The organism is Sporomusa aerivorans, from assembly GCF_041428895.1.
GTDB classification, from domain to species: Bacteria; Bacillota; Negativicutes; order Sporomusales; family Sporomusaceae; genus Sporomusa; species Sporomusa aerivorans.
Genome location: NZ_CP156926.1, coordinates 1,563,099 through 1,587,235 on the forward strand (window position 1 = coordinate 1,563,099; position 24,137 = coordinate 1,587,235).

At 46.7% G+C, this 24,137-nt stretch carries 24 protein-coding genes and 1 pseudogene; 20 read left to right on the forward strand and 5 right to left on the reverse strand.

Annotation, left to right across the window (positions count from 1 at the left end; translation table 11 throughout):
* The first annotated feature begins 6 nt into the window (after window positions 1–6).
* The 12 genes from SATMO3_RS07015 to SATMO3_RS07070 all read left to right on the forward strand — a co-directional run bounded on the left by SATMO3_RS07015 (window position 7) and on the right by SATMO3_RS07070 (window position 11,073).
* The gene (locus SATMO3_RS07015; RefSeq protein WP_371379419.1) at window positions 7–927 is read left to right on the forward strand and encodes a glycyl-radical enzyme activating protein; all 921 of its coding nucleotides are present in this window, start codon (window positions 7–9) and stop codon (window positions 925–927) included.
* Window positions 928–1,162: 235 nt separating this feature from the next.
* Window positions 1,163–1,489, forward strand: coding sequence for a cupin domain-containing protein (locus tag SATMO3_RS07020; protein WP_371379422.1), 327 nt, complete (start codon window positions 1,163–1,165; stop codon window positions 1,487–1,489).
* 49 nt (window positions 1,490–1,538) lie between these two features.
* Complete coding sequence (locus SATMO3_RS07025; protein WP_371379425.1) at window positions 1,539–2,312, forward strand: SDR family NAD(P)-dependent oxidoreductase; 774 nt, start codon at window positions 1,539–1,541, stop codon at window positions 2,310–2,312.
* A 125-nt stretch (window positions 2,313–2,437) separates the two neighbouring features.
* Complete coding sequence (locus tag SATMO3_RS07030; protein WP_371379428.1) at window positions 2,438–3,244, forward strand: cyclase family protein; 807 nt, start codon at window positions 2,438–2,440, stop codon at window positions 3,242–3,244.
* A 100-nt stretch (window positions 3,245–3,344) separates the two neighbouring features.
* A complete protein-coding gene (locus SATMO3_RS07035) occupies window positions 3,345–4,310 on the forward strand; it encodes a 3-hydroxyacyl-CoA dehydrogenase family protein (RefSeq protein ID WP_371379431.1) in 966 nt (321 codons plus the stop codon).
* A 25-nt stretch (window positions 4,311–4,335) separates the two neighbouring features.
* Complete coding sequence (locus SATMO3_RS07040; RefSeq protein WP_371379434.1) at window positions 4,336–5,151, forward strand: SDR family NAD(P)-dependent oxidoreductase; 816 nt, start codon at window positions 4,336–4,338, stop codon at window positions 5,149–5,151.
* 17 nt (window positions 5,152–5,168) lie between these two features.
* On the forward strand, window positions 5,169–6,146 hold the full coding sequence (locus SATMO3_RS07045) for a phosphotriesterase (RefSeq protein WP_371379437.1): 978 nt from the start codon (window positions 5,169–5,171) through the stop codon (window positions 6,144–6,146).
* Between the two features lie 54 nt (window positions 6,147–6,200).
* Window positions 6,201–7,025, forward strand: a complete 825-nt coding sequence (locus tag SATMO3_RS07050; RefSeq protein WP_371379440.1) for a 3-keto-5-aminohexanoate cleavage protein — start codon at window positions 6,201–6,203, stop codon at window positions 7,023–7,025.
* Window positions 7,025–8,191: an acetyl-CoA C-acyltransferase gene (locus tag SATMO3_RS07055; RefSeq protein WP_371379443.1), complete on the forward strand. Its 1,167-nt coding sequence runs from the start codon at window positions 7,025–7,027 to the stop codon at window positions 8,189–8,191. Before SATMO3_RS07050 ends, SATMO3_RS07055 begins: the two co-directional genes overlap by 1 nt.
* Window positions 8,192–8,210: 19 nt before the next feature.
* Window positions 8,211–8,870, forward strand: coding sequence for a CoA transferase subunit A (locus tag SATMO3_RS07060; protein WP_371379446.1), 660 nt, complete (start codon window positions 8,211–8,213; stop codon window positions 8,868–8,870).
* 17 nt (window positions 8,871–8,887) lie between these two features.
* Complete coding sequence (locus SATMO3_RS07065; protein ID WP_371379449.1) at window positions 8,888–9,568, forward strand: 3-oxoacid CoA-transferase subunit B; 681 nt, start codon at window positions 8,888–8,890, stop codon at window positions 9,566–9,568.
* Window positions 9,569–9,729: 161 nt separating this feature from the next.
* Window positions 9,730–11,073, forward strand: a complete 1,344-nt coding sequence (locus tag SATMO3_RS07070; RefSeq protein WP_371379452.1) for a DUF512 domain-containing protein — start codon at window positions 9,730–9,732, stop codon at window positions 11,071–11,073.
* Window positions 11,074–11,089: 16 nt separating this feature from the next.
* On the opposite strand, the gene SATMO3_RS07075 is transcribed toward SATMO3_RS07070, so the two are convergent.
* Window positions 11,090–12,019, reverse strand: coding sequence for a LysR family transcriptional regulator (locus SATMO3_RS07075; RefSeq protein ID WP_371379454.1), 930 nt, complete (start codon window positions 12,017–12,019; stop codon window positions 11,090–11,092).
* A gap of 150 nt (window positions 12,020–12,169) precedes the next feature.
* Between SATMO3_RS07075 and SATMO3_RS07080 the strand changes: the two genes are divergently transcribed.
* The 8 genes from SATMO3_RS07080 to SATMO3_RS07115 all read left to right on the forward strand — a co-directional run bounded on the left by SATMO3_RS07080 (window position 12,170) and on the right by SATMO3_RS07115 (window position 19,560).
* Entirely contained in the window at window positions 12,170–13,384 is a 1,215-nt protein-coding gene (locus SATMO3_RS07080; protein ID WP_371379457.1) for an OFA family MFS transporter, read from the forward strand.
* Window positions 13,385–13,398: 14 nt separating this feature from the next.
* Window positions 13,399–14,583, forward strand: coding sequence for an acetyl-CoA C-acetyltransferase (locus SATMO3_RS07085; protein ID WP_371379460.1), 1,185 nt, complete (start codon window positions 13,399–13,401; stop codon window positions 14,581–14,583).
* Window positions 14,584–14,601: 18 nt separating this feature from the next.
* Entirely contained in the window at window positions 14,602–15,078 is a 477-nt protein-coding gene (locus SATMO3_RS07090) for an acyl-CoA thioesterase (RefSeq protein ID WP_371379463.1), read from the forward strand.
* A gap of 125 nt (window positions 15,079–15,203) precedes the next feature.
* Window positions 15,204–15,383 carry a hypothetical protein gene (locus SATMO3_RS07095; RefSeq protein ID WP_371379466.1) on the forward strand — a complete coding sequence of 60 codons (180 nt, stop codon included), beginning with the start codon at window positions 15,204–15,206 and terminating at the stop codon, window positions 15,381–15,383.
* A 133-nt stretch (window positions 15,384–15,516) separates the two neighbouring features.
* Window positions 15,517–16,029, forward strand: coding sequence for an NAD(P)H-dependent oxidoreductase subunit E (locus tag SATMO3_RS07100; protein WP_371379468.1), 513 nt, complete (start codon window positions 15,517–15,519; stop codon window positions 16,027–16,029).
* Window positions 16,029–17,330, forward strand: a complete 1,302-nt coding sequence (locus SATMO3_RS07105; RefSeq protein ID WP_371379471.1) for an NADH-quinone oxidoreductase subunit F — start codon at window positions 16,029–16,031, stop codon at window positions 17,328–17,330. The genes SATMO3_RS07100 and SATMO3_RS07105 overlap by 1 nt, the downstream gene beginning before the upstream one ends.
* A gap of 1 nt (window position 17,331) precedes the next feature.
* Window positions 17,332–19,080, forward strand: a complete 1,749-nt coding sequence (locus tag SATMO3_RS07110) for an NADH-dependent [FeFe] hydrogenase, group A6 (protein ID WP_371379474.1) — start codon at window positions 17,332–17,334, stop codon at window positions 19,078–19,080.
* A 45-nt stretch (window positions 19,081–19,125) separates the two neighbouring features.
* On the forward strand, window positions 19,126–19,560 hold the full coding sequence (locus SATMO3_RS07115; RefSeq protein ID WP_371379477.1) for a winged helix-turn-helix transcriptional regulator: 435 nt from the start codon (window positions 19,126–19,128) through the stop codon (window positions 19,558–19,560).
* A 173-nt stretch (window positions 19,561–19,733) separates the two neighbouring features.
* Here SATMO3_RS07115 and SATMO3_RS07120 read toward each other — a convergent pair.
* The 4 genes and pseudogenes from SATMO3_RS07120 to ahpC all read right to left on the reverse strand — a co-directional run.
* Window positions 19,734–19,826: pseudogene (locus tag SATMO3_RS07120) on the reverse strand (hypothetical protein); the annotation flags it as partial.
* Window positions 19,826–20,995, reverse strand: coding sequence for a pyruvate formate lyase family protein (locus SATMO3_RS07125; protein WP_371379481.1), 1,170 nt, complete (start codon window positions 20,993–20,995; stop codon window positions 19,826–19,828). The pseudogene SATMO3_RS07120 and the gene SATMO3_RS07125, both read right to left, overlap by 1 nt.
* Before the next feature lie 274 nt (window positions 20,996–21,269).
* Window positions 21,270–22,946, reverse strand: a complete 1,677-nt coding sequence (locus SATMO3_RS07130; protein WP_371379484.1) for an FAD-dependent oxidoreductase — start codon at window positions 22,944–22,946, stop codon at window positions 21,270–21,272.
* A gap of 115 nt (window positions 22,947–23,061) precedes the next feature.
* Entirely contained in the window at window positions 23,062–23,625 is a 564-nt protein-coding gene (ahpC, locus tag SATMO3_RS07135) for an alkyl hydroperoxide reductase subunit C (RefSeq protein WP_371379487.1), read from the reverse strand.
* Between the last annotated feature and the right edge of the window lie 512 nt (window positions 23,626–24,137).

Here is a 24,137-nt window from a genome sequence, read left to right on the forward strand (position 1 = left end):
AGCGGTATGACGATTAAAGGGTCAGTATTTCATATTATTCATGGTTCTTTTGTTGATGGTTACGGAATACGAACAACCGTCTTCTTAAAAGGCTGCCCGTTAAAGTGCATTTGGTGCTGCAACCCGGAAGGGCAAGCCTTTAATCAGGAATTAAAAGTTATTGCCGCCGATTGCAACGGGTGCGGGAACTGTGTTTCCGCCTGCCCGCACGGCGCTATCCAGCTGGAAAAAGAACAAGACGATATTCGGCTGGATGTTGACCGGAAGCTCTGTACTAATTGCGGTAAATGTATTGATGTATGTTATACCAATGCGTTAAGTTTTTTCGGCAAAGATTATACGGTTGATGAGCTGTTCAATATTATCCAAAAAGATGCTATTTTCTACCGGTCGTCTGAGGGGGGGGTAACCATTGGCGGCGGCGAAGCCACGTGGCAGCCGGAATTCACATTGGCGCTGATTAGAAAATGCAAAGAAAACTATATTCATACTGCTGTTGATACGTGCGGTTATGTTACCAGTGCTGACGGACGGCAGGCGTTGGCTGAGGCAGACCTGATTTTGTTTGATCTAAAGGGGATGGACTCGCAGCAGCATCTTAAAAATACCGGTGCTCCGAACGAAATCATTTTGGAAAATCTGAAAAATCTTAATGACTTAGGCAAAGAAATCATAATCCGCGTGCCTGTTATCCCCGGCTATACCGATTCGCAGCAAAATCTTACGGCAACGGCCGCATTCCTGGCAACGCTTAAATCGGTGGCAAGAGTAGATATCCTGCCTGTCCATCAGTTTGGCAAAGTCAAGTATTCCCAGATCGGAATGGAATACAAACTAGTCGACATTCAACTTATTCCGCAGGAACGGCAAGAGCAAATTAAAATGTTGTTTGAAAGTTATGGATTGAACGCGCAAATTGGCGGCTAATAATGCTTATTATGCGGTAAAAAGGCTTGTTTTACAGAGCCTTTTTTGCTGGGCCGCCGGCTATAACCAAATGGTAATAGCTCGATGCTACATGGATATTTTACAGGTTGAGACCGGTTTGCTAACATGAAATCAGAGATCCAAATTCAGAAAATATCAAATTGAATTAGTTGATCGATTCTTGAAAAATCAGTTGTTGGCTAGCTGAAACAACCGGATTAATTAGGAGGAAAAAATGAAGAAGATTGAACTAAAGGATGTTAAGCCGTACACAGCCCCTAAACATTTCGATATGGTTGGACTCAAACTGCACGAAAGGGAAAGCGTCGGCGACCCCAAGTACTGGATGGGGATGTCGCATTTTCTACCCGGCGGTGGCGCTGAGTGGGCAGAAGTACCAATGGAATTAGTATATTTCGTATTGGCAGGCGAAATCACGGTAAAAACAAAAACGGAAAAATACGTTCTCAAGAAATGGGATTCTATCCATATTATGCCCGGCGATGGCAGAGCGGTCATTAATGAGACAAATTTACCGGCGACAATGCTTGTCATAATGTAGCGGTTAAGCGTTGGCGCTAATTAAATACCTGTAAGGAGGTCAGTTTTAAATGAAAGATATCTTTTCATTGCAAGGCAAGAACGCCATAGTTATTGGCGGCGCCGGCGGCATTGGTCAGGCTATTGCCAAGGGGCTGGCATTTTATGGTGCCAAAGTAGGGATCGCCAGTAGAAAACTGGAGAATCTGGAAAAGGCGGCGCAAGAGATCCAGACCGACATTAACAAAGAGGTAAAAATATTCCAGGTAGACTCTGCGAATGAGGACAGTATAAAAGCCCTTGCCGGGAAAGTGGTTGCTGAAATGGGCAAGGTTGATATCCTGGTAAATTCCCAGGGAATTAATATCAAGCAGAGTGCTTTGGAATTTCAGATGGATCAGTGGGATGCCCTGTTCAATGTAAATGTAAAAGGCGTAATGATGTGCTGTAAAGAGTTTGCCAAAATTATGACCAAGCAGAACTACGGCAAAATTATCAATGTATCTTCGGTCCGTGGGGCTAGAGCCTGCGGAGGGGGCAACAGCGCCTACAATTCCAGTAAGGGCGCTGTCGATATGATGACCAGAACGCTTGCGGTTGAACTGGCTCCTTTTAATATTACTGTAAACGCAGTGGGGCCCACCGTTACCGAAACCCCGATGATGACCAAGCTGCTTACGGACAATCCCGCATTAAAAGAGCGTCTTACCGGTGCGCATCCGCTGGGAAGGCTCAGTGTTCCTGAAGATATGATAGGGGCGGCGGTCTTCTTGGCTTCAGATGCATCGAACTATGTCACAGGACAGGTTATCTACCCCGATGGCGGCCTTACTGCCATCGGCTGATACAGGCTATAGTATTGCCCAGCTTTGCTAACGGCGTTGAGCCAAAGCAGAGGTTGCGTGTGGTTAATATATTATAGATATTAAAAATTTATAGTGACACGGTTGTTAAAAGGAGGAATTTTACTATGGGAAAAACAAAACTGGTCGATTTAACACATCCCTTTGGGGAAAACACTCCGGTGTGGCCGGCCGGCGAAGATTATCACAGCAAGAAGGTTCAGTATTTTGCCAAACATGATCGCCTGACGCAGTTGTTTTATGGGTTACATATGCATATTGGCACCCATACCGATGCCCCTGCCCATGTAGTGCAGGAATCGCCGTTTATGCATGAAATGCCTTTGGAAAAATATCACGGAAATGCTGTTATTGTTGATATTCCTAAAGGAAAATGGGGAGTAATTACCCCGGAAGATCTGGAAAAAGCTACTCCCAAGATTGAAAAAGGCGATATTGTTATTGTTCATACCGGCAGCCACCGTTATTGGGGTGACAATGACAAGTATTTCGCCCATGGACCTGGATTAAATAAAGCGGCGGCTGAATGGTTGGTAAAAAAGGAGATTAAGGCTTTCGGCATTGACTGTCAGGCTCTGGATCACCCCTGTGCAACCTACATGATCGACCATGGCGTGGGACCTTTTGTACCGCGTTTGATCGAAGACTATCGCCGGGAAATAGGGCGGAATCCCAAAGACGATCATCCCGATTGGGAGCCGGTGCATTATACGTTGCTTTCTAATGGCATTCCCGGGTTTGAGAATGTCGGCGGCGATATTGAAATGGTGGTAGGCAAACGCTGCGTAATTTCCGCTTTTCCGACAAAATGGTATATGGGTGACGGCTCCTGGGTCAGGATCGTGGCCTTTATCGATGAAGATGAAATTAACAAAAATATAAAGCCAAGAGAATACAAATACGGCATTTATTAATATTTGTCTGACATTATGATTTGTAAATAACTGGGAGCCTGTGAGGGCTTCCAGTTATTTAACAAATTATAGAATAAGACTAATGAATGGGGATATGGCAATGAAGGCTAGTGATATAAAAAAGATTGCTTGCATCGGCGCAGGTGTCATTGGGGCAGGCTGGGCAACCAATTTTGCTGTCCGTGGTTATCCGGTGGTTATTTATGACATTATGCAAGCGCAACTGGATGCTGCCAAAGACACTGTAAAAGAAAATTTGGATTTTCTTGTCAAGAAAGAAATAATATCTTCCCAAAGTGCTGCTACGGCCCTGGCAATGGTAAGCTACACGCTGAATCTGGAAGAAGCCGTAAAGAATGCGCAATTTATTCAGGAGTCCGGTCCGGAAAAATATGAAATAAAACAAAAAGTACTGGCTGAGATTGAAGAATATACACGGGCGGACACAATTATCGCCAGCAGTACATCCGGGTTGCTGATTACCGAGATTGCCAAATACGCTAAACACCCGGAACGGTGCATCGGCGGTCATCCTTATAACCCGCCGCATCTGATACCTTTGGTCGAAATAACCAAAGGTGAGCAATCAAGTGCGGAAACCGTACATTGCGCTAAAGAGTTCTATACATTATTAGGCAAAGAACCGGTCGTCTTGAATAAGGAAACCCTCGGTTTTATCGCTAACCGTCTGCAAATGGCTATTTCCAGGGAAATAATGGACTTGGTTATGCGTGGCGTCTGCACAATTGAAGACGTTGATAAAGCTATGCTTTATGGACCGGGACTGCGGTTCGCCATCATGGGCCCCATTCTGGCCTTGCATCTTGGCGGTGGTCCGCAGGGCGCAAAAGGTATGTTAACGAAAATGCGGGAGCCGGGAATGATGTGGCTCAAAGATATGGCCTCAGGAACAGAAATTCCGGAGGAATGGGCTGATATTGCGCATGAGGGCGTACTGCGTGAAATGGAAAACCGCCCGGCTGAGTTTGGCAAAACAGACAAAGAACTGATCAAATTCCGGGATGATATGTTGATTGAGCTGCTAAAACTTCATAACAAGTTATAAGTAACTGGAAAAGAGGGAGAACCCGATGGGGAAGTTAACCGGACAAACCGCAATAATTACAGGAGCGGCCAGAGGGTTAGGCAGAGCCTATGCCTTGCATTTAGCAAAACTGGGAGCAAATATTGGCGTTATTGACATTAGCTTGCGGTCTTTTCAGGAGTTTCAGGCCGAAGCGGACCAACTGACGGCAGATACAGTTGTTGAAGAACTCCGGGCGCTTGGTATAAAGGCGATCGGAGCTGAGGCCGATATCTCCAGTCAGCAACAGGTATTTGCCGCTGTGCAAAAGATCAGTAACGAACTTGGTGATGTGTCAATTCTAATTTGCAACGCCGGCGGCGGCATGGGGCCGCTGACGGAAGGTAAAGCGTCGGCAATGGATTTGGATATCTATCACAAGGTAGTAGCCAGAAATGTGGACGGAACAGTGTACACTGTTACTGCTGCAGCGCCTATGATGAAGAAGAACCGGGCCGGAAAAATCGTAACTGTCGCCTCCGTAGGCGGGCAAATGGCCAACTTTGATGGAACTTATGCGCATTATTCGATGTCCAAGGCTGCCATTATCCATTATACTAAGCTGCTCGCCAATGAACTTGGCCCGTATGGCATTAATGTAAATTGCATTGCCCCGGGGTATATCAGTACCGCCAGATTAAAAACAGGCTTTGCAGCAACCGGTGAGGAGAAATTCTTACGCAATGTTTCACTGCAACGCTTCGGCACTCCGGAAGATTGTGCATATGCTATCGAGTTCTTAACGACGAACATGTCAGATTATGTAACAGGCCATGTGCTTGAAGTAAACGGCGGCACTAATAGTAAAGTGTACATCAAGTAATAAGGTGGCCGATGCATATGATAAGCAAGGTTAATACTGTTACCGGGCCTATTGCTGTTAACCAATTAGGAAAGACCCTGATGCACGAGCATTTTGTGTTTGGCTATCCGGGATTTGCGGGAGATGCAACCTTTGGGCCATTTGATAAGAGCCAGGCACTGGCAATCGGTGTAGCAGCCGCTCAGCGGGCTAAATTGCATGGAGTACAAACAATTGTTGATGCTACACCCAATGATTCAGGCAGACAACCGGAATTGTTGAAGGAAATTTCTTTACAATCAGGTGTAAACATAATTTGTGCGACAGGCTACTATTATGAAGGTGAAGGCGCGCCGGCCTATTTCAAATTCAGAAATCTGCTGGGACATGCAGAAAAAGAAATCTATGAAATGCTGCTGCGGGAAGTTACGGAAGGTATAGGGGCTTCGGGAATTAGAGCCGGAGTAATCAAATTAGCCTCCAGCAAAGACTGTATTACTGACTACGAACAGTTATTTTTTAAGGCGGCCGCAAGAGTTCAGCGGGAAACAGGCGTTGTCATCATTACCCATACTCAGGCCGGGACTATGGGGTGTGAGCAGGCCGAACTGCTAATTTCCGCAGGAGCTGACCCGGGAAAAATTATGATTGGCCATATGTGCGGCAATACGGATATCCAATATCAGGTCAGAGTACTTGAAAAAGGTGTATACATTGGCTTTGATCGGTTTGGCCTTCAAGGATTAGGTGATTCGCCGAAAGATATTTTTCGTGAAGCGCTTACCGTAGCATTGCTTGCGCTTGGTTATGAAGACCGGCTGCTGTTTTCACATGACACGGTCAATCTTTTATTGGGCAGGCCGGTGGAAATGCCGCCGCAAATGGCAGCAATTTTTGCTGATGCACATATAGGACGGATATTTGAAACCATTATACCTGACTTGAAAAGAATGGGTGCCACCGACTCGCAACTTGATAAAATAATGATTCGTAATCCCCAACGACTATTTAGCTAAGGGAAGCTTAAATTAACTGCAATATTTGGTTTAAAAATTGATGAGGTGAATGAAATGGATAAAGTAATTATTACAGCCGCACTTACCGGCGCCGTAACTCCGAAAGACATTAACCCCCATATCCCAATGACGCCAGAAGAGATTGCCAATGACGCCTATGAATGCTGGAAAGTAGGTGCTGCCGTCGTTCATTTGCATATGCGGGATGAAAAAGGCTTAGGCACAATGAATACCGAGCTGTTCCAGGAAACGGTTGCCCTTGTTAAGGAAAAATGCGATGTGGTGATTAATTTAACTACCTCCGGCGACAATCGCGCTTCTGATGAGGAAAGAATGGCGCATATTGCGGCTATCAGGCCGGAAATGGCTTCCTTTGATGCCGGCAGCTTTAACTGGATGCCGGCCGGGGTGTTCATGAATACCCCGCAGTTCCTGGAAAAACTGGGAAAAGTTATGATTGAAAACCAGGTAAAGCCCGAACTGGAGATATTTGATTCCGGCATGATCCATACCACCGAATATTATCTCAAAAAAGGGGTTTTGCTGGCGCCGCCGCATTATCAATTTGTCCTGGGCGTACTTGGCGCAGCCATGGCCACAGTAGAAAACCTGGTGTATCTGAGAAACCTGCTGCCTAAAAACGCAACCTGGTCGGCTTTTGGAATAGGTAAAGCCCATTTGCCGATTTTATATGCGGCAATTGCATTGGGCGGCAATGTGCGTGTGGGTCTGGAGGATAATGTATATTACTCTAAGGATCTGTTAGCTACCAATGTTGATTTGGTGGCCAGGGCCGGCAGGCTGGTAAAAGAAGCAGGCAAAGAAGTGGCTACACCTGCTGACGCCAGGCAGATTCTGGGATTAAGGGGAAGTAAATAATGAGAGAAGCAGTTATAGTAGCTGTTGCCCGGACGCCGGTAGGCAAGTTCAGGGGTTCTTTCGCGCCGGTAAAAGCTCATGAACTTGGGGCAATTGCCGTCAAGGAAGCAGTCAAACGGGCCAAGATTGATCCCGCGGAAATTGATGATATAATTTTTGGCAATCTCATGAACAGTGAAGTCAACAATATGGCCAGAGTAGTGGGTTTAACCGCCGGCCTGCCGATTAGTGTTCCGGGTATTACGCTTGACCGCCAGTGCGGAACCGGACTGAATGCGGTTGCTCATGCGGCGGCCATGATTCAGGCCGGCTATGGGGATGTGTTTGTGGCCGGCGGCGTAGAAAGCGATTCCACTCGCTGTTATATCATGGAGAAACCCGGCGCAGCCTACCAGGCAGCCCCTCCTAAATGGGCGGAAGTCAGGATTGCCCCGGGGAATATGAATGTTCCCATGGGAATTACAGCTGAAAACGTTGCTAAACAGTATGGCCTAACCCGCCAGGAATGTGACGAGTTTGCCTTCTTGAGCCATCAAAAAGCAGCAACCGCATGGGAACTGGGATATTTTGACGAGCAGATAGCGCCGGTGGAAGTACCGGCGGGAAAAGGAAAAACCGTAGTAGTAACCAAGGATGAGACCGTAAGAGCGGACACTTCCATGGAGGGACTTGCCAAGCTGCCGCCGGTGTTCAAGCAGGATGGTATTGTAACTGCCGGCAATAGTTCGCCCTTGTGCGACGGCGCAGGTGCGGTTGTGGTTATGGAAAAAGCTAAGGCAAAAGCGCAGGGCCTCGAAATACTTGGCAAGTTCCGGGATTTTGCAGTAACCGGTGTAGATCCGCTGATCATGGGAATTGGCCCGGTAGCGGCTACCAGAAAACTGTTTGCCCGAGCCGGTATGACCATGCAGGACATCGATTTAATAGAAATGAACGAAGCTTTTGCCGCTCAGTCTCTGGCCTGCATTCGTGAATTAGGGATGGACACGGCAAAATTAAATGTTTGCGGCGGGGCTATTTCTCTCGGACATCCTATGGCTGCTACCGGCGCAATTTTAGTTGCCAAGATGGTAAGTGAGCTAAAAAGAAGAAATCTGCAGACAGGCTTAATCTCCTTCTGCATTGGCGGCGGACAGGGTATCGCGGCGATTATTGAGCGGGAATAGGACGAAGGAGGTGCTGCATTTGAATAAAGTAGTCAGCCGGGAGGAAATTATTAACCAGTTTAGTGATGGACAACGAATTATGATTGGCGGGTTTGCCAATTATGGAGTACCAATCAAGTTAATTGACCTTATTATCGAAAGTGGTGTAAAAGACCTGACGATCATCTCGAATGATACCGGCCTAGCCGGTATCGGCGCCAGCAAAATTTTTGACAGCCGGCAGGGAACTAAACTTGTCTGCTCTTATATCGGCATGAACCCTGAAGCGCTCAAACTGGTGGGTGATATGACCAAGGCGGGAGAGTTGGAACTTGAACTCAATCCCCAAGGAACTTTGGTAGAAAGAATTCGCTGCGGCGGCGCCGGCTTAGGCGGTGCACTTGTTAGAACCGGTATGGGCACGATGATTGAAGCAGGTAAACAAAAGATTGAAGTAAATGGAGTTCAATATCTGCTGGAAACACCGCTAACGGCCGATATAGCACTGGTTAAGGCCTGGAAAGCGGATACATATGGCAATTTGGTTTATCGGGGCACATCCAGAAACTATAATCCCATCGTTGCTACAGCAGGAAAAACCGTCATTGTGGAAGCCGAGGAAATTGTTCCCGCAGGCACATTTGAGCCTGATCAGGTTATGACTCCCGGCGTGTTCGTCAATATGGTATTAGCGAAGTAAGGAAGGTGTAGGAGAAGATGGATACAAAAGAATTCATTGCAGCGAGGATTGCCAAGCTTTTTAAATCCGGGGACGTAGTCAATCTTGGTATAGGTACACCGACTCTTGTCGGCAATTACGTTACCGACGGAGTTTTATTGCATACCGAAAACGGCTTGATCGGTTATGGTCCCAAACCTCCTGCCGGTCAGGAAGATCCGGATTTTGTCAATGCGGGAGCGCAGCCGGTCAGTATTGTCAAAGGCGCTTCCTGTGTTGATCATGCTACTTCTTTCGCGATTATCAGAGGCGGACATCTGGCCGCCACTGTACTCGGCGCCTTGCAGGTTGATGAACAAGGCAATCTGGCTAACTGGGCGACTCCCGGTCGAATTGTCGGCATGGGCGGAGCCATGGATCTGGTTACCGGTGCGCGCCAAGTGATTATCGCTATGGAACATACCGCTAAAGACGGATCCCCTAAAATACTAAAGAATTGCAATTTTCCGCTGACAGGGGTAAAGGTTGTAAACCTGATTGTTACAGAATTGGGTCTTATGGAAGTAACAGAAGCGGGAATTGTTTTAAAGGAACTGGCTCCAGGTGTCACAGTGGATGAAATTCAGTCCAAAACGGAACCAACCTTACTTATCCCGGATTCCGTGGCGGTAATGGAAGCATATCCAAACCGGCGTGGAGCATTCAGGGGCTCGGAATAAATAAAAGCAACTTGCACTTCCTGTTGCAGTGTTTGCCAGATGCAACAGGAGCAAGTTGCCGGTTTTACGGATTTAATTTTTTGTACCCATGACTTTGGCGCTTATGATATTCAAAGTATTTTGGGGTCAGTGATCTTGTTAGGGTGTGGGGGGAGTAGCGTGTGGAAAATGAACACTTGATTTTGCACTCAGCCATGGAAGCCAATATTTTGCCAATTACCTCCGCCTGCGATGCCCGCTGTGTCTTTTGCAGCCACAAGGACAATCCGCCAGGTATCCGCACTGTGTCGATGCCGCCGCGTTCCTTGGACGAAATAGCCTGGACCTTACGTTTCTTAAACGGTCAGGAGAAGATTACGATTGGTGAATCGGCAACCAGTATTATTGAAGGCGAGCCGCTGTGCCACCCGGATTTTATGGAGATCATTCGGCTGGTGCGGGAAAAATTCCCGGCAACACCCGTTCATATTACCACCAATGGCCACGGTCTTGACGACCGGCTGGTTGCTTTTCTAAAAACGGCTATGCCGATAGTAATCAATCTATCCTTAAACAGCGGCACTGTTGAAGGCCGGGAACGGTTAATGGGCGACAATCGCAGCCAGGCGGAAAAAGCCATCAACGGGGTTAAGCTCCTTAGGCAGTATCAACTGCCGTTTCACGGCAGTATTGTGGCCATGCCGCATCTGATTGGCTGGGAGGATGTAACCAGGACCGTACATTATCTGGCGGCAAATCAGGCGCTTGGCATTCGCATATTTATGCCGGGTTACTCTAAGCGGGCCCCGCGCTCGCTTAAGTTTGACACCACGGCTATGCACCGGGATTTGGCGGAGCTTGTGAGCAGGCTGGCTCAAGAGATTAATTGCCCGCTTGTTATGGAGCCACCGTTATTAAGTGACTTAACGCCGGTGGTTGCAGGGATTGTGAACGGTTCACTCGCGTATAAAAGCGGCTTGCGGCGTGGCGATGTCATTAAAACTGCCAATGGCTTGGCGCCGCGTTCCCGGGTTGAAGCCTGGAATATGTTGCAACAGCCGGGACCGGTTAAGGTGGAGGCTAGCCGCAACGGACAATACTTCGAGGTTGAATGGGATAACGGTGAAGGCGGCGGCAGCGGTGCTGTCATGGAATATGATTTTGACATGAGACGGCTGCAGGCAATGGAGCAGAGTATCCAGGCCGCCGGCGGCAAGGCGGCAGTGTTGTCATCAGAGTTCGGTTTTGCTGTTTTGACTTCGGTAGTTAAGCTGATGTCTGTTGAAAAAGGACTGATACAAGTCCTGGCAGTCAAAAATAATTTATTCGGTGGCTCAATCAAAGCAGCCGGTTTATTGACTGTCTCTGATTTTGTACAGGCAATCGAGGATTATTGCCTGACAAACAAGCGCCCGGACATAGTCTTAATTCCGCAGGAAGCTTTTGATTGTCAGGGATATGATCTATTGGGGCGGCCATACAGTCAATTGAGCGAAGTTACAGGAATTGCGGTAAAAGTAATATAGTGATAAGTTTCCGGATTTAGCCGGTTGTCTCCGCGGCGGAATCCGGCGAGGCGACAACTGACATAGCTTTGCTGAATTCAACAACAAGTTTGGCCAGAGACGGTATTAGCAGGTTTGTTGTGTTCTTTTTCCAGACCAGATAAATGTTATGTGAAGTATTAAGCTCAAAATTACGCAGTAAAGAACTGCTGCATAACCTGAGCAGCGTATCCCCGAAAGCAACACCGAGGCCTACTTCAGCCGAAAGCATTAATGATTCCACATTAGGGACATAATGCATTTTTTTTGGATAAAAGCCATTTTTTTCCCAGAAATTAGCAATGCTTTTATCCGCTGATGGCATAATGTCGGGTGCTAACGATATAAAAGTTTCATCTTTCAAATCGGTGATAGAAAAGTTGTCCTTTTGAATAATGGGATTATTTACTGACACAAAAAGCATATGTTTGGCTTTCATGAAAAAGATGCGGGATAAGTCGGGCTTGTCTTCGATAAACGGCTCCAGGGTTATGGCTACATCCAGGTCGCCGTTATATAAGGCGCTTACCAGATCTTGCGGGGTATGCCGTTCCAGATGGTACTGAATGCTGGGAAACTGTGTTGAGAAGGAGGTAAAAACCTTGCTCAGCAAACTACTCAGTTCCATTCCCTCAACGCAGCCTAGACGTATTTTGCTGTTTTGCTCGCTGTAAATGGCTTGTGCCTGTTCCTGGGCTTCGCTATAAAGTTCGTTAATTTGTTTAAATGTCTTCAAGTAAATCATACCTGCCGGAGTCAGGCTGACATTGCGGTTGGAGCGAAAAAAAAGCGTAAAGCCAATTTCTTTTTCCAACGCCGCAATTTGCTTACTGATAGCCGGCTGTGAAACATAAAGAGCCTTAGCAGTATCCGTAAAATTTAAATACTTTGTCAGTGCTAAAAAATACTCAATTTGAAGGCTGTTCATGCGTTTCTCCTTGTTGAGACTAACAAATATAGTATTACTGAAAACATTATTATAACATAATATGTGGAATATGTAAATATTCTCCAGAATAGGGCTCGTACTTGCCGCTATAGATGACGATTGATAATTTGGATTAAGAGGGGATTGGTTATGAATTTTGAAACAAGACGGTGGATATACCTGGCTGTGTCGCTGGTAATTTGCGTTTGTGCGGGTATTGGTTACTCCTGGAGTGTATTTCAAAATCCGATTGTTAAAAACTTTGGCTGGCCGGCTGTGGATGTCTCGCTGACCTTTACTCTGCAAATTGCGGCGTCGACCTTAACGCCGCTGCTGATTGGCAACATAGTTAATAAAGTAAAAACCAGACAAGTAATTTTGGCAGGCGGGATAATCTACGGCTTATGCGTGCTGACAACAGGATTCATACAGTCAATATTTCAGCTATATTTGCTGTACGGCATTGGCACCGGTATCGGTGTTGGCCTGATATATCCCTGTTTGATGGCCTACTCGGTTAAATTGTTTCCGGATAAAAAAGGGCTGTCAGCCGGCTTACTGGCAGCCAGTTATGGTTCAGGCGCCATAATTTTTGCTCCGGTTGCGGCCAATATAATTGCCGCGTATGGCGTGCTTGCCGCTTTTAAAGTGTTAGGCTCGATTTTCCTTATTGTAATCTGTGTTTTATCAAGATTGCTTGGTGATTTGCCTGAATCTATGTCTGTAGCAAATAGTTCGGGGTTATTAGTTGATAGATCCACCAGTGGGATAGACAAAACAAGAAGCGAAATGGTAAAAAGTCCAGTCTTCTATGTAGTACTTGCATTATTTACATTGGGTACAACGTCAGGCTTAATGCTTATGGGCAGTGCATCGCCCATTTTGCAGCAAATGCTTAAACTAACACCGGAAAAAGCAGCATTTTTCGTCGGAATTCTGGCGGTATTTAATACCGGTGGCAGGCTGCTCTGGGGTTGGCTGTCGGACCGGATAGGCCGGTATCCGGTAATATTCTCCCTGTTTACCTGTATTGGGGTGGCTATGTTTACGCTTTCAGCAGTCCAATCATTCCCGGTGTTTATTGGTGCGATGCTGTTAGTCGGTTTATGTTATGGTGGCTTTACCACTTTGATAGCACCTGTAACGGCTGACATGTTTGGCACAAAGAATCTTTCGTCAAACTATGGGCTGATGTATATTGCTTATGGATTTGCCGGGATACTGGGTCCCAGATTGGCAGTCTCGCTTGGTGATTATTCCCAGGCCTTCATCGCCGCTGCGGTACTTAGTTTAGTAGGTATTCTGCTAACGGCATTTATCGCCATGAAACAAAAAGGAGTAATTGGGACTGAGTTTAATAACTAGAAAGGGTGTTGTGTATGAGAGAAGTAGTTATAGCAGGAGCAGTCAGAACACCAATTGGGAAATTTTGCGGGACACTCGCGGGAATACCGGCTGAACAGCTGGGGCGGGTGGTCATTGCCGCTGCACTGGAAAGAAGCGGAATTTCCGCTGAACTTGTCGATGAAGTAATTATGGGGAATGTATTGCAGGCCGGCCTAGGGCAGGGAACAGCGCGGCAGGCGGCCATATATGCCGGCATTCCCGATTATGTGCCGGCAATGAACATTAATAATATTTGCGGCTCCGGGTTAAAAGCGGTTAATCTTGCCGCCGGTTTAATAGCTGCAGGTAATGCAGAGATCATTATTGCCGGCGGTATGGAAAACATGAGTGCAGCTCCCTATGTCCTGGATAAAGCCCGTTGGGGTTACCGGATGGGTAACGGGGAATTAGTGGATACCATGGTGAATGATGCCTTAACCGATGCCTTTAATCACTACCATATGGGGATTACTGCGGAAAATGTGGCAGAACGATACCATATATCCCGGGAAGAGCAGGATGCCTTTGCTGCTCAAAGTCAGCAGAAAGCGGAACGAGCAATTAAGTCAGGACAGTTTGTTGAGGAGATTGTTCCTGTGGAAGTAACAACCGGCAAAAAAGAAAAGAAACTGTTTTCCCAGGATGAGTTTCCGCGGACCGGGGTCACTGCCGAAAGTCTGGCAGGATTGCGGCCTGCATTCAAGAAGGACGGGACTGTTACCGCCGCCAATGCCTCCGGAGTGAATGACGGAGCAGCAGCTGTTGTTGTCATGGATGCACGCAAAGCGCAGGAGTTGGGTATTAAACCTATGGCCAAAATCATTTCCTATGCTTCTGCCGGCGTGGCGCCTGAAGTTATGGGATTAGGCCCGATCCTTTCCAGCCAAAAAGCATTAAAACAGGCAAACCTGAAAATTGATGATATGGATTTAATCGAAGCCAACGAGGCGTTTGCTGCACAGGCTTTGGCTGTGGGCAAAGAATTAAAGTGGCAAACTGAGCGGGTAAATGTAAATGGCGGCGCGATTGCGCTGGGACATCCTGTCGGGGCAAGTGGAACTAGAATTCTGGTTACTTTACTCCATGAAATGCAAAAACGGAAAGTTGATTTAGGATTAGCTACCCTGTGTGTTGGTGGCGGAATGGGCGTATCCACAATTGTTAAGAGAATAGATTAATTAATTTCGGAGAGTGTTATGAAGTCAAAATCAGTTGAGGACTCTAAGGTGTCAATGTCGGTTGTAATGATGCCCCAACATGCTAATCCGGCAGGTAACGTCCACGGCGGCGAGATTATGAAGATCATGGATAATACGGCTGGAGTCGTGGCCCGGCGGCATGCCCGCACTAATATTGTCACTGCCCGTGTTGATGAAATGGAATTTCATCAGCCTATCCGTGTTGGTGATGTAGTAACTTGTTATGGTGAATTAACGTTTGCTGGCAAAAGTTCCATGGAAGTTTCGGTCACAGTAACTGTTGAAGATTTGTCAAAAGAAGAACCGGCGTTAACGGCATTAACGGCGTTTTTTACACTGGTGTCACTCGATGCCGACGGTCATCCCCAAGCTGTGCCCGCTTTAGCAGCAAAAAGCGAAGCAGAGCGTTGCGCCTTTGCGGAAGGATATCGACGCTACTTAGCCTATAAATTACAACGGAAAAACACCAACTAAAAGTACATATTTTAATTGTATCTCCTGGCGCCGTCCTGCCAGGGCGAGCGAAGTTTTCGCTGCTCTAGCCGGGCGGCTAAAGGGGATAAAATTTTATAATTATTTTAAGATGGAGCTTATGTAACATGAAATCATACGCAGTTAAATTCAATATTTGTTTATCAAAAAATAATGCGGTTTTAATTGAAGAAACTGTAAAATCAGATAGCCCGGAAGATGCCATGCGGCTTGTCTATGGCAAAATAATGCAACTTAGACCAAGAGAAGCAAAAATAAAATTTCTGCAGGTTCGCAGTTTAGCATAAATTCAACGGTTCGCTTTTAATACAGCGATTATAACAAAAGCATATTTTGATAATTGTGTACAAAGACCAAGAATTTGAATATTAGAAGACTATTGTATTGCAAAAGGAAGAAAGGTAAGGGTGAGGGAGCAGAATGTGTTGTACGACAATACCCAAAAAACAGGCATTGGCAATTATAAAGCGCTACGAGCAAGTGAAAGCCATTATAGCTAAGTATGATAAATCCAGGGAGCAACTGCTAGCCATATTATTAGATATTCAGGCCAGTTCCGGAAAAAACTATGTGGCCGAGGAATGGGCCGAAGTTGTCGCTGACGAATTAGAACTTCCTGTTAGTAAAGTACATGATGTACTCACCTTTTACGCCATGTTTCATATCAAGCCGCAAGGCAGATATATAATTGAAATATGTAAAAGCACCCCCTGCCAGGTGACCAAAGCTGATGAAGTTGTCGCGCTGTTTGAAAAAGAATTAGGAATTAAGCTCGGTGAAACCACGCCGGATAAGCTTTTTACCTTGTTGCATACCAGTTGTGTCGGCGCCTGTGATATTGGGCCGGTAGCCAAAATTGGCGAGATAGTATACGGAAATCTGACTGCAGTGAAGATAGCCGAAATCGTTTTAAGTTACCGGGAGGTGTCGTAATGTCGAAATTAAGAAAGCTTATATCCGGCAACTGTGGCGCTATTACGCCGGTTAATGTAGAGGAATATATCAAAGCCGGCGGTTTCCAGGGGCTAAAAAAGGCATTCACAATGAATCCGCTGGATATAATTGGAGAAGTAAAAAAGGCAAAACTCCTGGGGCGCGGTGGAGCGGCATATCCGGTAGGCGCAAAGTGGGAACAACTTCTGGAAATCGGTGAGTTTCCGAAATATATTGTGATCAATGCCGATGAAGGTGAGCCAGGCACGTTTAAAGACAAAATTCTGTTGGAACAAGATCCGCTCAGAGTAATCGAAGGCATGACGATTGCCGGCTATGTATTTGGTTCTCAGGACGGCTATATCTATATTCGCGGCGAATACCGCGCCATACAAAGAATATTTCAAAACGCCGTTGATAACGCTGTACAAGCTGGATATTTAGGCAATAACATTCAGGGAACCGGCTTTGACTTTCATATTCATGTTATGACAGGCGCCGGCGCCTATGTGTGCGGAGAAAATTCAGCGCTGTTAAATTCTATTGAAGGAAAAGCCGGGCGGCCGCGGATCAAACCGCCGCATTTGGCCGAAGTAGGTCTGTTTCTCAAGCCGACCCTGGTAAATAACGTGGAATCCATTGCCAGCATTCCGACCATTGTTCTGGAGGGAGGAGATAAATACTTAGGCTATGGCACTTCTGACAGTGGCGGGACAAAACTTGTCTGCCTGTCCGGCAACGTAAACAACCGTGGTGTATATGAAATTCCTTTTGGTGTCAGCCTGCGTGATGTCATCTATGATCCTGAAATCGGCGGCGGTATTCCGAACGGCAAGAAGCTTAAATTTTTCCATCTGGGCGGCCAATCCGGCCCTATTGGCAGTGAAGGTCAACTCGATACGGCGTATTGTTACAAAGCGCTGCGTAATGCCGGACTTAGTGTCGGTTCGGGGGCAATCGTGGTTCTTGATGAAGAGGTTTGCGTTATTGATTATCTCAAAGGCGTAACTGAATTTTTTATCCATGAATCCTGCGGTAAATGCACGCCCTGCCGGGAAGGAAACAAACAGATTTACGCCATTTTAACGAAACTTTCCGCCGGTGAGGCTGTCCCTGAAGATCTGATAATCCTCCGGCGGCTCATAAATACCATGACTAACGCCTCTTTTTGCGGCTTGGGGCAGGCGGCTGCCGTTGCTCTTAGCACTTGTTGGCGGCATTTCCACGCAGAATTTGCCGACCACTTAAACAAAACATGTCCGGCAAATGTTTGCGTTAGCGAACAGGAAAGAGGTGAATAAAATGGCACATCATGCAGCCGATCCAAATAAAATTGTAACAGTAACTATCAATGATATACCTGTATCCTGTCCGGAAACCACCCTGATTCTGGATGCCGCTAAAATGGCCGGAATTGACATTCCTGTGCTCTGTTATCATCCCGATCTAAAAGTCCGAGCTACCTGTCGCATCTGCATAGTTGAAGTCAAGGGGCAGAAAAAATTTAAGACCGCATGCAGTAACGAAGTCTGGGATGGCGCCGAATTTATTACCAACAGTCCGGCCATCCGTCAAGCCAGAAAAGATATCCTGGAACTTATCCTGGCCGAACACCCGCAAGAATGTTTGCAATGTATACGCAACACCAAGTGTGAACTGCAGCAGTTAGCCCGGGATTTTGGCGTCAGTCAGCCGCTGTTTGCCAACAAACCTAAGCAAATTCCCCCGGAAGATGCTAATGGCGTTATTGTCCGGGACATGGCCAAATGCGTAAAATGCGGTCGCTGTGCGGAAATGTGCCAGGAAGTTCAAACCGTGGGCGCTATCAATACGGCTCACCGTTCAGTCGACTATGAAATTACCACCGCTTTTGACCGGCCTCTTCAGGACAGCACTTGCGTATATTGCGGCCAATGCATCTCGGTCTGTCCGGTTGGCGCCCTCTACGAACAAGATGATACGGAAAAAGTGTGGCAAGCCATTGGTGATACCGGCAAACACGTGGTTGTCCAGGTTGCGCCGGCAGTCAGAGTCGCCCTGGGCGAGGAATTTGGTCTTCCGCCCGGCAGCATCACCATTGGTAAAATGATAGCGGCGCTTCGACGTTTGGGCTTTGACAAAATCTTTGATACCAACTTTGCCGCCGATGTCACCATCCTGGAGGAGAGCCATGAACTATTGGCAAGAATGAATTCTGAAGCTGTGCTGCCGCTAATTACTTCCTGCAGTCCCGGTTGGATAAATTTTGTGGAAACTTTCTATCCGGAACTTTTACCGCATGTGTCCAGTTGTAAATCCCCGCAGCAAATGTTTGGCGCCCTGGTAAAAACCTATTATCCCAAGGTAGCCGGCATAGATGCCGCCAATATCATATCGGTGTCGGTCATGCCCTGTACGGCGAAAAAACATGAAAGTGCCCGTCCTGAAATGAACAGCAGCGGCTACCGCGACGTTGACATTGTGCTGACCACCCGTGAATTGGCCCGCATGATCAAACAGGCAGGCTTTGACTTTAACAATTTGGTAGGCGAAGCCTTTGATGCTCCGCTGGGCATTTCTACCGGCGCCGCCGTTATTTTCGGTGCTTCAGGCGGTGTGATGGAGGCTGCGCTGCGGACCGCCTACGAAGTGGTGACAGGAATAGATCTAGCCAATGTTGAATTTACAGCCGCGCGCGGTTTAACCGGCGTAAAAGAGGCGGAAGTCGACCTGGCGGGGAAAAAAGTCAAAGTGGCTATTGCCAACGGATTAAAAAATGCCCGTGTGATTTTAGACAAAATCAAAGCAGGCCAGTGCGACTATCATTTTGTGGAAATTATGTGCTGCCCTGGCGGTTGTATTGGTGGCGGCGGTCAGCCCTGGGGAACTACCACGGCAACAAAAGAAGCGCGGCTGAACAGCATTTATCAGCTAGACAGGGAGATGCCTATTCGCAAGTCGCATAAAAACCCGGCTGTAAAAGCCCTTTATAAGGAGTTTCTGGAAAAGCCGCTGAGCCGTAAGGCGCACGAACTGCTGCATACTCATTATGTTCCAAAAGTAAATAGTTGAAAGGCGAGTTCTAGCCATTTAAAAAATGTGCGGTGGTGACCACTGTTGGATACAAACAGAAGTGATTATCCGGAACATGTAAAGGAATTCTTAAGTAAGGACCCATATAACTTTGCTATGAAATTATTCTGTAAACGCTGGAAACCATTTTTGATCAAAGCCATCAGTTGTGATGAATTCACGCGTTTTGCCAGATTTACCAAACAGTTGCCGATATCAGAGAAAGTTCTTGCCCAGAACCTGCGGGAGTTAGAAGCTGACGGTCTCGTAATGCGAACCGTCTACGCAGAAGTACCGCCACGTGTGGAATATAGATTGACTGAGCTCGGTTACTCAATATGTCCCATTCTTAATGCCCTGTACGACTGGGGCAGGGAAGAAATGAAGAAGCGCAAGCTTCCTATAGATCGGGAAGGAGAAATCTGGCACGGATACCAAAAAAGAAACGAAACAATTATGCAGCCACCGTTCAGTCGCTGACTAATCCGGCTGTAAGTTGCTCCTATTGTTATAGAGTTTAATTTAATGTTTTGGTGTAATGAGAAAAAACCACTACTCGCTTGGGTGGTGGTTTTTTCGACTTGTCCTGAATGGGCACTTGCTGGTGAAAGCCCACTGCAGGCTTAAAGCTTATTCGGTTCGGCTGGTAGTGATTATATTTTGTCAAATTCCATTCTTTTTATGATGTCGTTTTGAAGCTCAGGACTCAGTTCTACAAAATAAGCGCTATAGGTAGCCACTCGAACTAAAAGATCTCTATATTGTTCCGGTTTAGTTTATTCACCCTGATTACGACATCTTCAGCATTAAGACCGATATCTTTTTCAGCATCCAAGAAAAGATAGGACAGCTCATTTACGGCGTCTTTTCCATCTTTTGTTACACCGCCAAGTGTAAGTCCCTGCATAACCGGGTAGCCTCCAAGAAAGGTTGTAACAATTTCATCGGCAACATTTATCACTGCATTCATTTTTATTAAAAGCAGTGAAATAAGCTCAAGTGAAGTGGAACCAGTAATTATGCCGCGGTTAAGATCTTTTTTGTAGAAAGGATACAGATATTGATCAACTCTGCCAAGGCTCATTCCGGCTCCCCAACTCTCAATCATAAGCGGAATATAAACAAACCATATTGATTGAATAGCTTCATAAAAGCTTTCGGCTGGATGTGCCGGCACCTTTCTGCATGTTTGTGAAATGCGTTCAAGATCCGTTTTACGTTGCTCATCAATTTCAGTTTTAGCCATACTTTCCGCAAGTTCCGCATATCTCAACGAAAAGGCTATTACTGCCTGATTGGTCAATTTTGCAGAAATTAAGAATTGATATCTTTCAAAATCCTCAGGTTTCGCTAGAGATAGTTTTGCAATCTCATCATCAATAATAGAAATCACGCCAGCCAGACCTCTATTTAGCACTAACTCATAGTCTACGGCAACATGCGCTAAATGATGGCCGTTGCGGCACATGCCGCCGGAAGTTTGAATAATGCCCTCAAGCTCTTTTTCTTCATCCGGGAGTAAGCCGCTCCATTTATCACTTAAGGATTTTCCCTCCCAAAAAGGCATAAACTCTCTAATTTTTTTCTTTTCAGCATCAGTCAAAGGAGCATATTTGTCCCAATCTCTCGTGGAAACGGTATCTATTTCATTCAATATCCACTGCGAATTCAGTTCAGGAAGCAAGGCGCCACCACGAATTTTACTGGTTGGCCAGCCAACGATAAGCTCACCGTCTTCAATGCGAATAGTCATATTTAGTAAAATTTTTTCCAGTGCTTTGGCTCTTCTTATAACATCCGGATAATTTTCGGTTTCTTTATAAGATTCAGTCATGTAATGTCCGCGCTCAGTGCATATTTCCGGAATCGTCAGCATTTTATCTCTCAGCTTTTTTACTCTTGAATTTATAGCCATTTAAATACCTCCTATATATTTTATTCAATTATAGGAGATTAATCAGGGACTGAGAAGTACGCACAATATTCTCATTAGCTTACTATGTGGTTAGTATATTACCTCGGACTGTCGATAAAATGTTGCCAGCAGTCTTTTGTCTAACCCACATGCAAATTAGAAAGCCACCTGTTTTTGGCGGGTGGCTTTGATTTTCCAGTAATGATATTTCAGAGAAATTTATTTCCGGTAAGGTGCGTATGAGGGGATGAGTGTTGATATCCTTTCCCGAATGTCAGCGCTGCTTCTCACGCAAGTATTCTTCAATGCAGTCCGTCAGCGCGGCCAGATCTTTTTTGCCAAAGAGAACCTGCTCGTTATTGATGACGAGGCAGGGGACGCTTAAAATCTGATATTGTTCCTTAAAATCCGGGAAATGGGCTAAATCAAACATATGCGCTTCAATCCGGGGATTGAGGGAGGCCATTCGCTGAGAGGCCATTACCAGTTCGGGGCACATGGTGCAGGCCAGGGTAGCAATGACCTCCAGCCGGATGTCCTGATTAACGGCTACGATCCGGTCCCGCAATTCACTGCTTATCTTCTGACCATCACTGCCGAGATTATACAGGGCAACGACCAGGGAGTTGATCTCATGACCGCCGGGGACGCCGTGAAAACTGATGCCGCTGTAACCGTCATCAGTTTCCAGGCGTATTTCCGGCAGCAGCTTAGTGACGGCGGCTTTTTCCGGTTCTTCACACTGGTAAGACAGCTTGTCGGACAAGGCGCAGATTTCCTGCAGGAAATGGCGAATTTCCCGGGAAACAGGGCGGTTATCCAGCCGGGCGCGCAGGTGAACCGGTTTGGTCAGTTGCTGAAAGACACCCTGCAGTTGCTGCCGCAGCGTTGCGTCCAGGAAAGCGCCCGGCATGCCGTCCGGCTGTTCCTGGAGAGCGGCAGTTTCCGCAAGGCCGGTTTTTATTTGTGTTTCGTCATTTTTGTTGCTTACGGCGATTTTGGGCAGCGAAAGCCGAACATACTTTTCGACCAAGACCTTTTCCAGCTCGGTTGCCGCTACGGCGCCGTCGGCCACCGCGGTCACCACCTGCCGTAAATTTTTGATGCATACATCACCGGCGCCATAGACGCCCTCAATGCTGCATTTTTGATTCCGGTCGGTTATGAGATACCCGGCCTCATCGGTTGCGACAATGCCTCTGACGGCTGTTGTCGCCGGTTCATAGCCGGCAAAGACAAAAATGCCGATATTGTCTTTGGCTTCCGGGATATATTTTTCTTCCGCTCCGGTGAGCCTGTTTCGCAAAACAAGGTATTCCAGCACTGAATTTCCTCCGGCCGCCGTAACCTGTGTATGATAATGTATTTGAATTGTTGCGCTGTTTTCGACTTGTTCGGTTACCGGTTCAGGGCATTTCAGCCGGTCGCCCCTGACCAGCAAGTTGACTTTGCGGCCGTAGCGGGTTAAGAACAGCGCTTCCTCGGCGGCGGCCAGACCGCTGCCGATTACAAAAATCTCTTTGCCTGTGAAAAATTCGCCGTCACAGGTTGCGCAATAGGCAACGCCTCGCCCTTTAAAATCCTCCTCGCCCAGGAAGCCGGCCTGGCGCGGATTGGCGCCAAGCGCCAGGATGACCCCCAGGGATTGCAGGGTTCGCCCATCCTTTAGGGTAATCGCTTTAAAATCACCTTCCAGGTCAAAGCCAATGGCTTCACCCTGCAAAAATTCCGCGCCAAAGGCTTCCGCCTGCTCCCGCATCTCGGCTGTGAGCTGCTTGCCGTCGGCTTTCCTGACACCGGGATAATTGACAACTTCCGAGGTTATCGTGATCTGGCCGCCGATGGCCGCTTTTTCTATCACCAGAACGCGGTACCGGGCCCTGGCCAGATAGATGGCCGCCGTCAGTCCGGCCGGACCGGCGCCGACAACGATTGCGTCATAACGCTCCATTGCTCTTTACACTCTCCCTTCCAGTGCATTTTTCATAACCGGGTAGATAAAAAGAAAGCCTGTACGCGGCAGGCCGTGATGCCTCATACGTACCGCATACAGACTCTCTCTTCGCTTATAACAGGCCGACTAAATCCAGGCTGGGTTTCAAGGTTTCCTTGCCAGGGGCCCATCTTGCCGGGCACACCTGATCGCCGTGTTCAGCCACAAACTGGGACGCCTGTACTCGGCGCAAAAGCTCATCGGCGTTCCGGCCGATATTGCCTGCCAGCACTTCATAGGCTACGATTTTTCCTTCCGGATTGATGATAAAAGTGCCTCTTTCAGCAAGCCCGGCGCTTTCGATCATAACGTCAAAGTCTCTCGCCAGAGCTCCTGTCGGGTCTGCCAGCATGGGGTAGCGGATCTTTTTGATGGTTTTGGACGCATCATGCCAGGCTTTATGTACAAAATGAGTATCGCAGGACACGGAATAGATCTGGCAACCGATCTTTAAAAAGTCCTCATGTTTGTCCGCCAGATCTTCCAGTTCGGTCGGGCATACAAAAGTGAAGTCCGCCGGATAAAAGAAGAAGACCGACCATTTTCCTAAAATATCCTGCTTGGTTACCTCGTGAAAATCATTGTTCACAAAGGCCTTGACTTTGAAGTCGCTGACTTCCTTTCCAATTAACGACATGAACATAGCCTCCCTTTTGTTTTTTATTTGCACCATAAGTAACTTATGGTTAGCTGCTAAATAGGTTTGATGTGAAAACTTCAACATCTGTAAATAAAATTTATCAACTACTAATGGATATTGTTCTCAATTATCAATTTATCTTATTTAGATAATTTTGTCAAGAGCAAAATGCAAAATTTTACGATTTAATAATTTTTTCTTTATCCCTAGCTAGTCGCCGCGGAGGATGGCGATCTCTTCTTTAAGGAACAGGCGGTTGACTACCTGATTCAGGCCTGTCTAACAAAATGGCCATCGTTCTGACGCAGGACGATGGCCATTTTTTCGATTTGCGAATGTATACAGAAATACAATCGAGAATCGAATTTACAGACAAGGCAAAAAATATTATAGTAAAAGCCTGAAAATTAACAGTGCAAAATCGCTGCCACGGCTTGTAATTCCTACCTTGCCGGGTATGATTGCACCGCGGGAATGTTGGCTGTGATGGTAATTTTGGTCAGATTAAA

Excerpts from the sequence above, each read along its gene's own strand:
- SATMO3_RS07055 (WP_371379443.1), top strand. The coding sequence starts at position 7,025 with ATGAGAGAAGCAGTTATAGTAGCTGTTGCCCGGACGCCGGTAGGCAAG.
- SATMO3_RS07020 (WP_371379422.1), top strand. The coding sequence starts at position 1,163 with ATGAAGAAGATTGAACTAAAGGATGTTAAGCCGTACACAGCCCCTAAA.
- SATMO3_RS07100 (WP_371379468.1), top strand. The coding sequence starts at position 15,517 with ATGTGTTGTACGACAATACCCAAAAAACAGGCATTGGCAATTATAAAG.
- SATMO3_RS07015 (WP_371379419.1), top strand. The coding sequence starts at position 7 with ATGACGATTAAAGGGTCAGTATTTCATATTATTCATGGTTCTTTTGTT.
- SATMO3_RS07080 (WP_371379457.1), top strand. The coding sequence starts at position 12,170 with ATGAATTTTGAAACAAGACGGTGGATATACCTGGCTGTGTCGCTGGTA.
- ahpC (WP_371379487.1), bottom strand. The coding sequence starts at position 23,625 with ATGTCGTTAATTGGAAAGGAAGTCAGCGACTTCAAAGTCAAGGCCTTT.
- SATMO3_RS07105 (WP_371379471.1), top strand. The coding sequence starts at position 16,029 with ATGTCGAAATTAAGAAAGCTTATATCCGGCAACTGTGGCGCTATTACG.
- SATMO3_RS07050 (WP_371379440.1), top strand. The coding sequence starts at position 6,201 with ATGGATAAAGTAATTATTACAGCCGCACTTACCGGCGCCGTAACTCCG.
- SATMO3_RS07095 (WP_371379466.1), top strand. The coding sequence starts at position 15,204 with ATGAAATCATACGCAGTTAAATTCAATATTTGTTTATCAAAAAATAAT.
- SATMO3_RS07065 (WP_371379449.1), top strand. The coding sequence starts at position 8,888 with ATGGATACAAAAGAATTCATTGCAGCGAGGATTGCCAAGCTTTTTAAA.
- SATMO3_RS07075 (WP_371379454.1), bottom strand. The coding sequence starts at position 12,019 with ATGAACAGCCTTCAAATTGAGTATTTTTTAGCACTGACAAAGTATTTA.
- SATMO3_RS07045 (WP_371379437.1), top strand. The coding sequence starts at position 5,169 with ATGATAAGCAAGGTTAATACTGTTACCGGGCCTATTGCTGTTAACCAA.
- SATMO3_RS07040 (WP_371379434.1), top strand. The coding sequence starts at position 4,336 with ATGGGGAAGTTAACCGGACAAACCGCAATAATTACAGGAGCGGCCAGA.
- SATMO3_RS07130 (WP_371379484.1), bottom strand. The coding sequence starts at position 22,946 with ATGGAGCGTTATGACGCAATCGTTGTCGGCGCCGGTCCGGCCGGACTG.
- SATMO3_RS07090 (WP_371379463.1), top strand. The coding sequence starts at position 14,602 with ATGAAGTCAAAATCAGTTGAGGACTCTAAGGTGTCAATGTCGGTTGTA.
- SATMO3_RS07110 (WP_371379474.1), top strand. The coding sequence starts at position 17,332 with ATGGCACATCATGCAGCCGATCCAAATAAAATTGTAACAGTAACTATC.
- SATMO3_RS07085 (WP_371379460.1), top strand. The coding sequence starts at position 13,399 with ATGAGAGAAGTAGTTATAGCAGGAGCAGTCAGAACACCAATTGGGAAA.
- SATMO3_RS07125 (WP_371379481.1), bottom strand. The coding sequence starts at position 20,995 with ATGGCTATAAATTCAAGAGTAAAAAAGCTGAGAGATAAAATGCTGACG.
- SATMO3_RS07030 (WP_371379428.1), top strand. The coding sequence starts at position 2,438 with ATGGGAAAAACAAAACTGGTCGATTTAACACATCCCTTTGGGGAAAAC.
- SATMO3_RS07035 (WP_371379431.1), top strand. The coding sequence starts at position 3,345 with ATGAAGGCTAGTGATATAAAAAAGATTGCTTGCATCGGCGCAGGTGTC.
- SATMO3_RS07025 (WP_371379425.1), top strand. The coding sequence starts at position 1,539 with ATGAAAGATATCTTTTCATTGCAAGGCAAGAACGCCATAGTTATTGGC.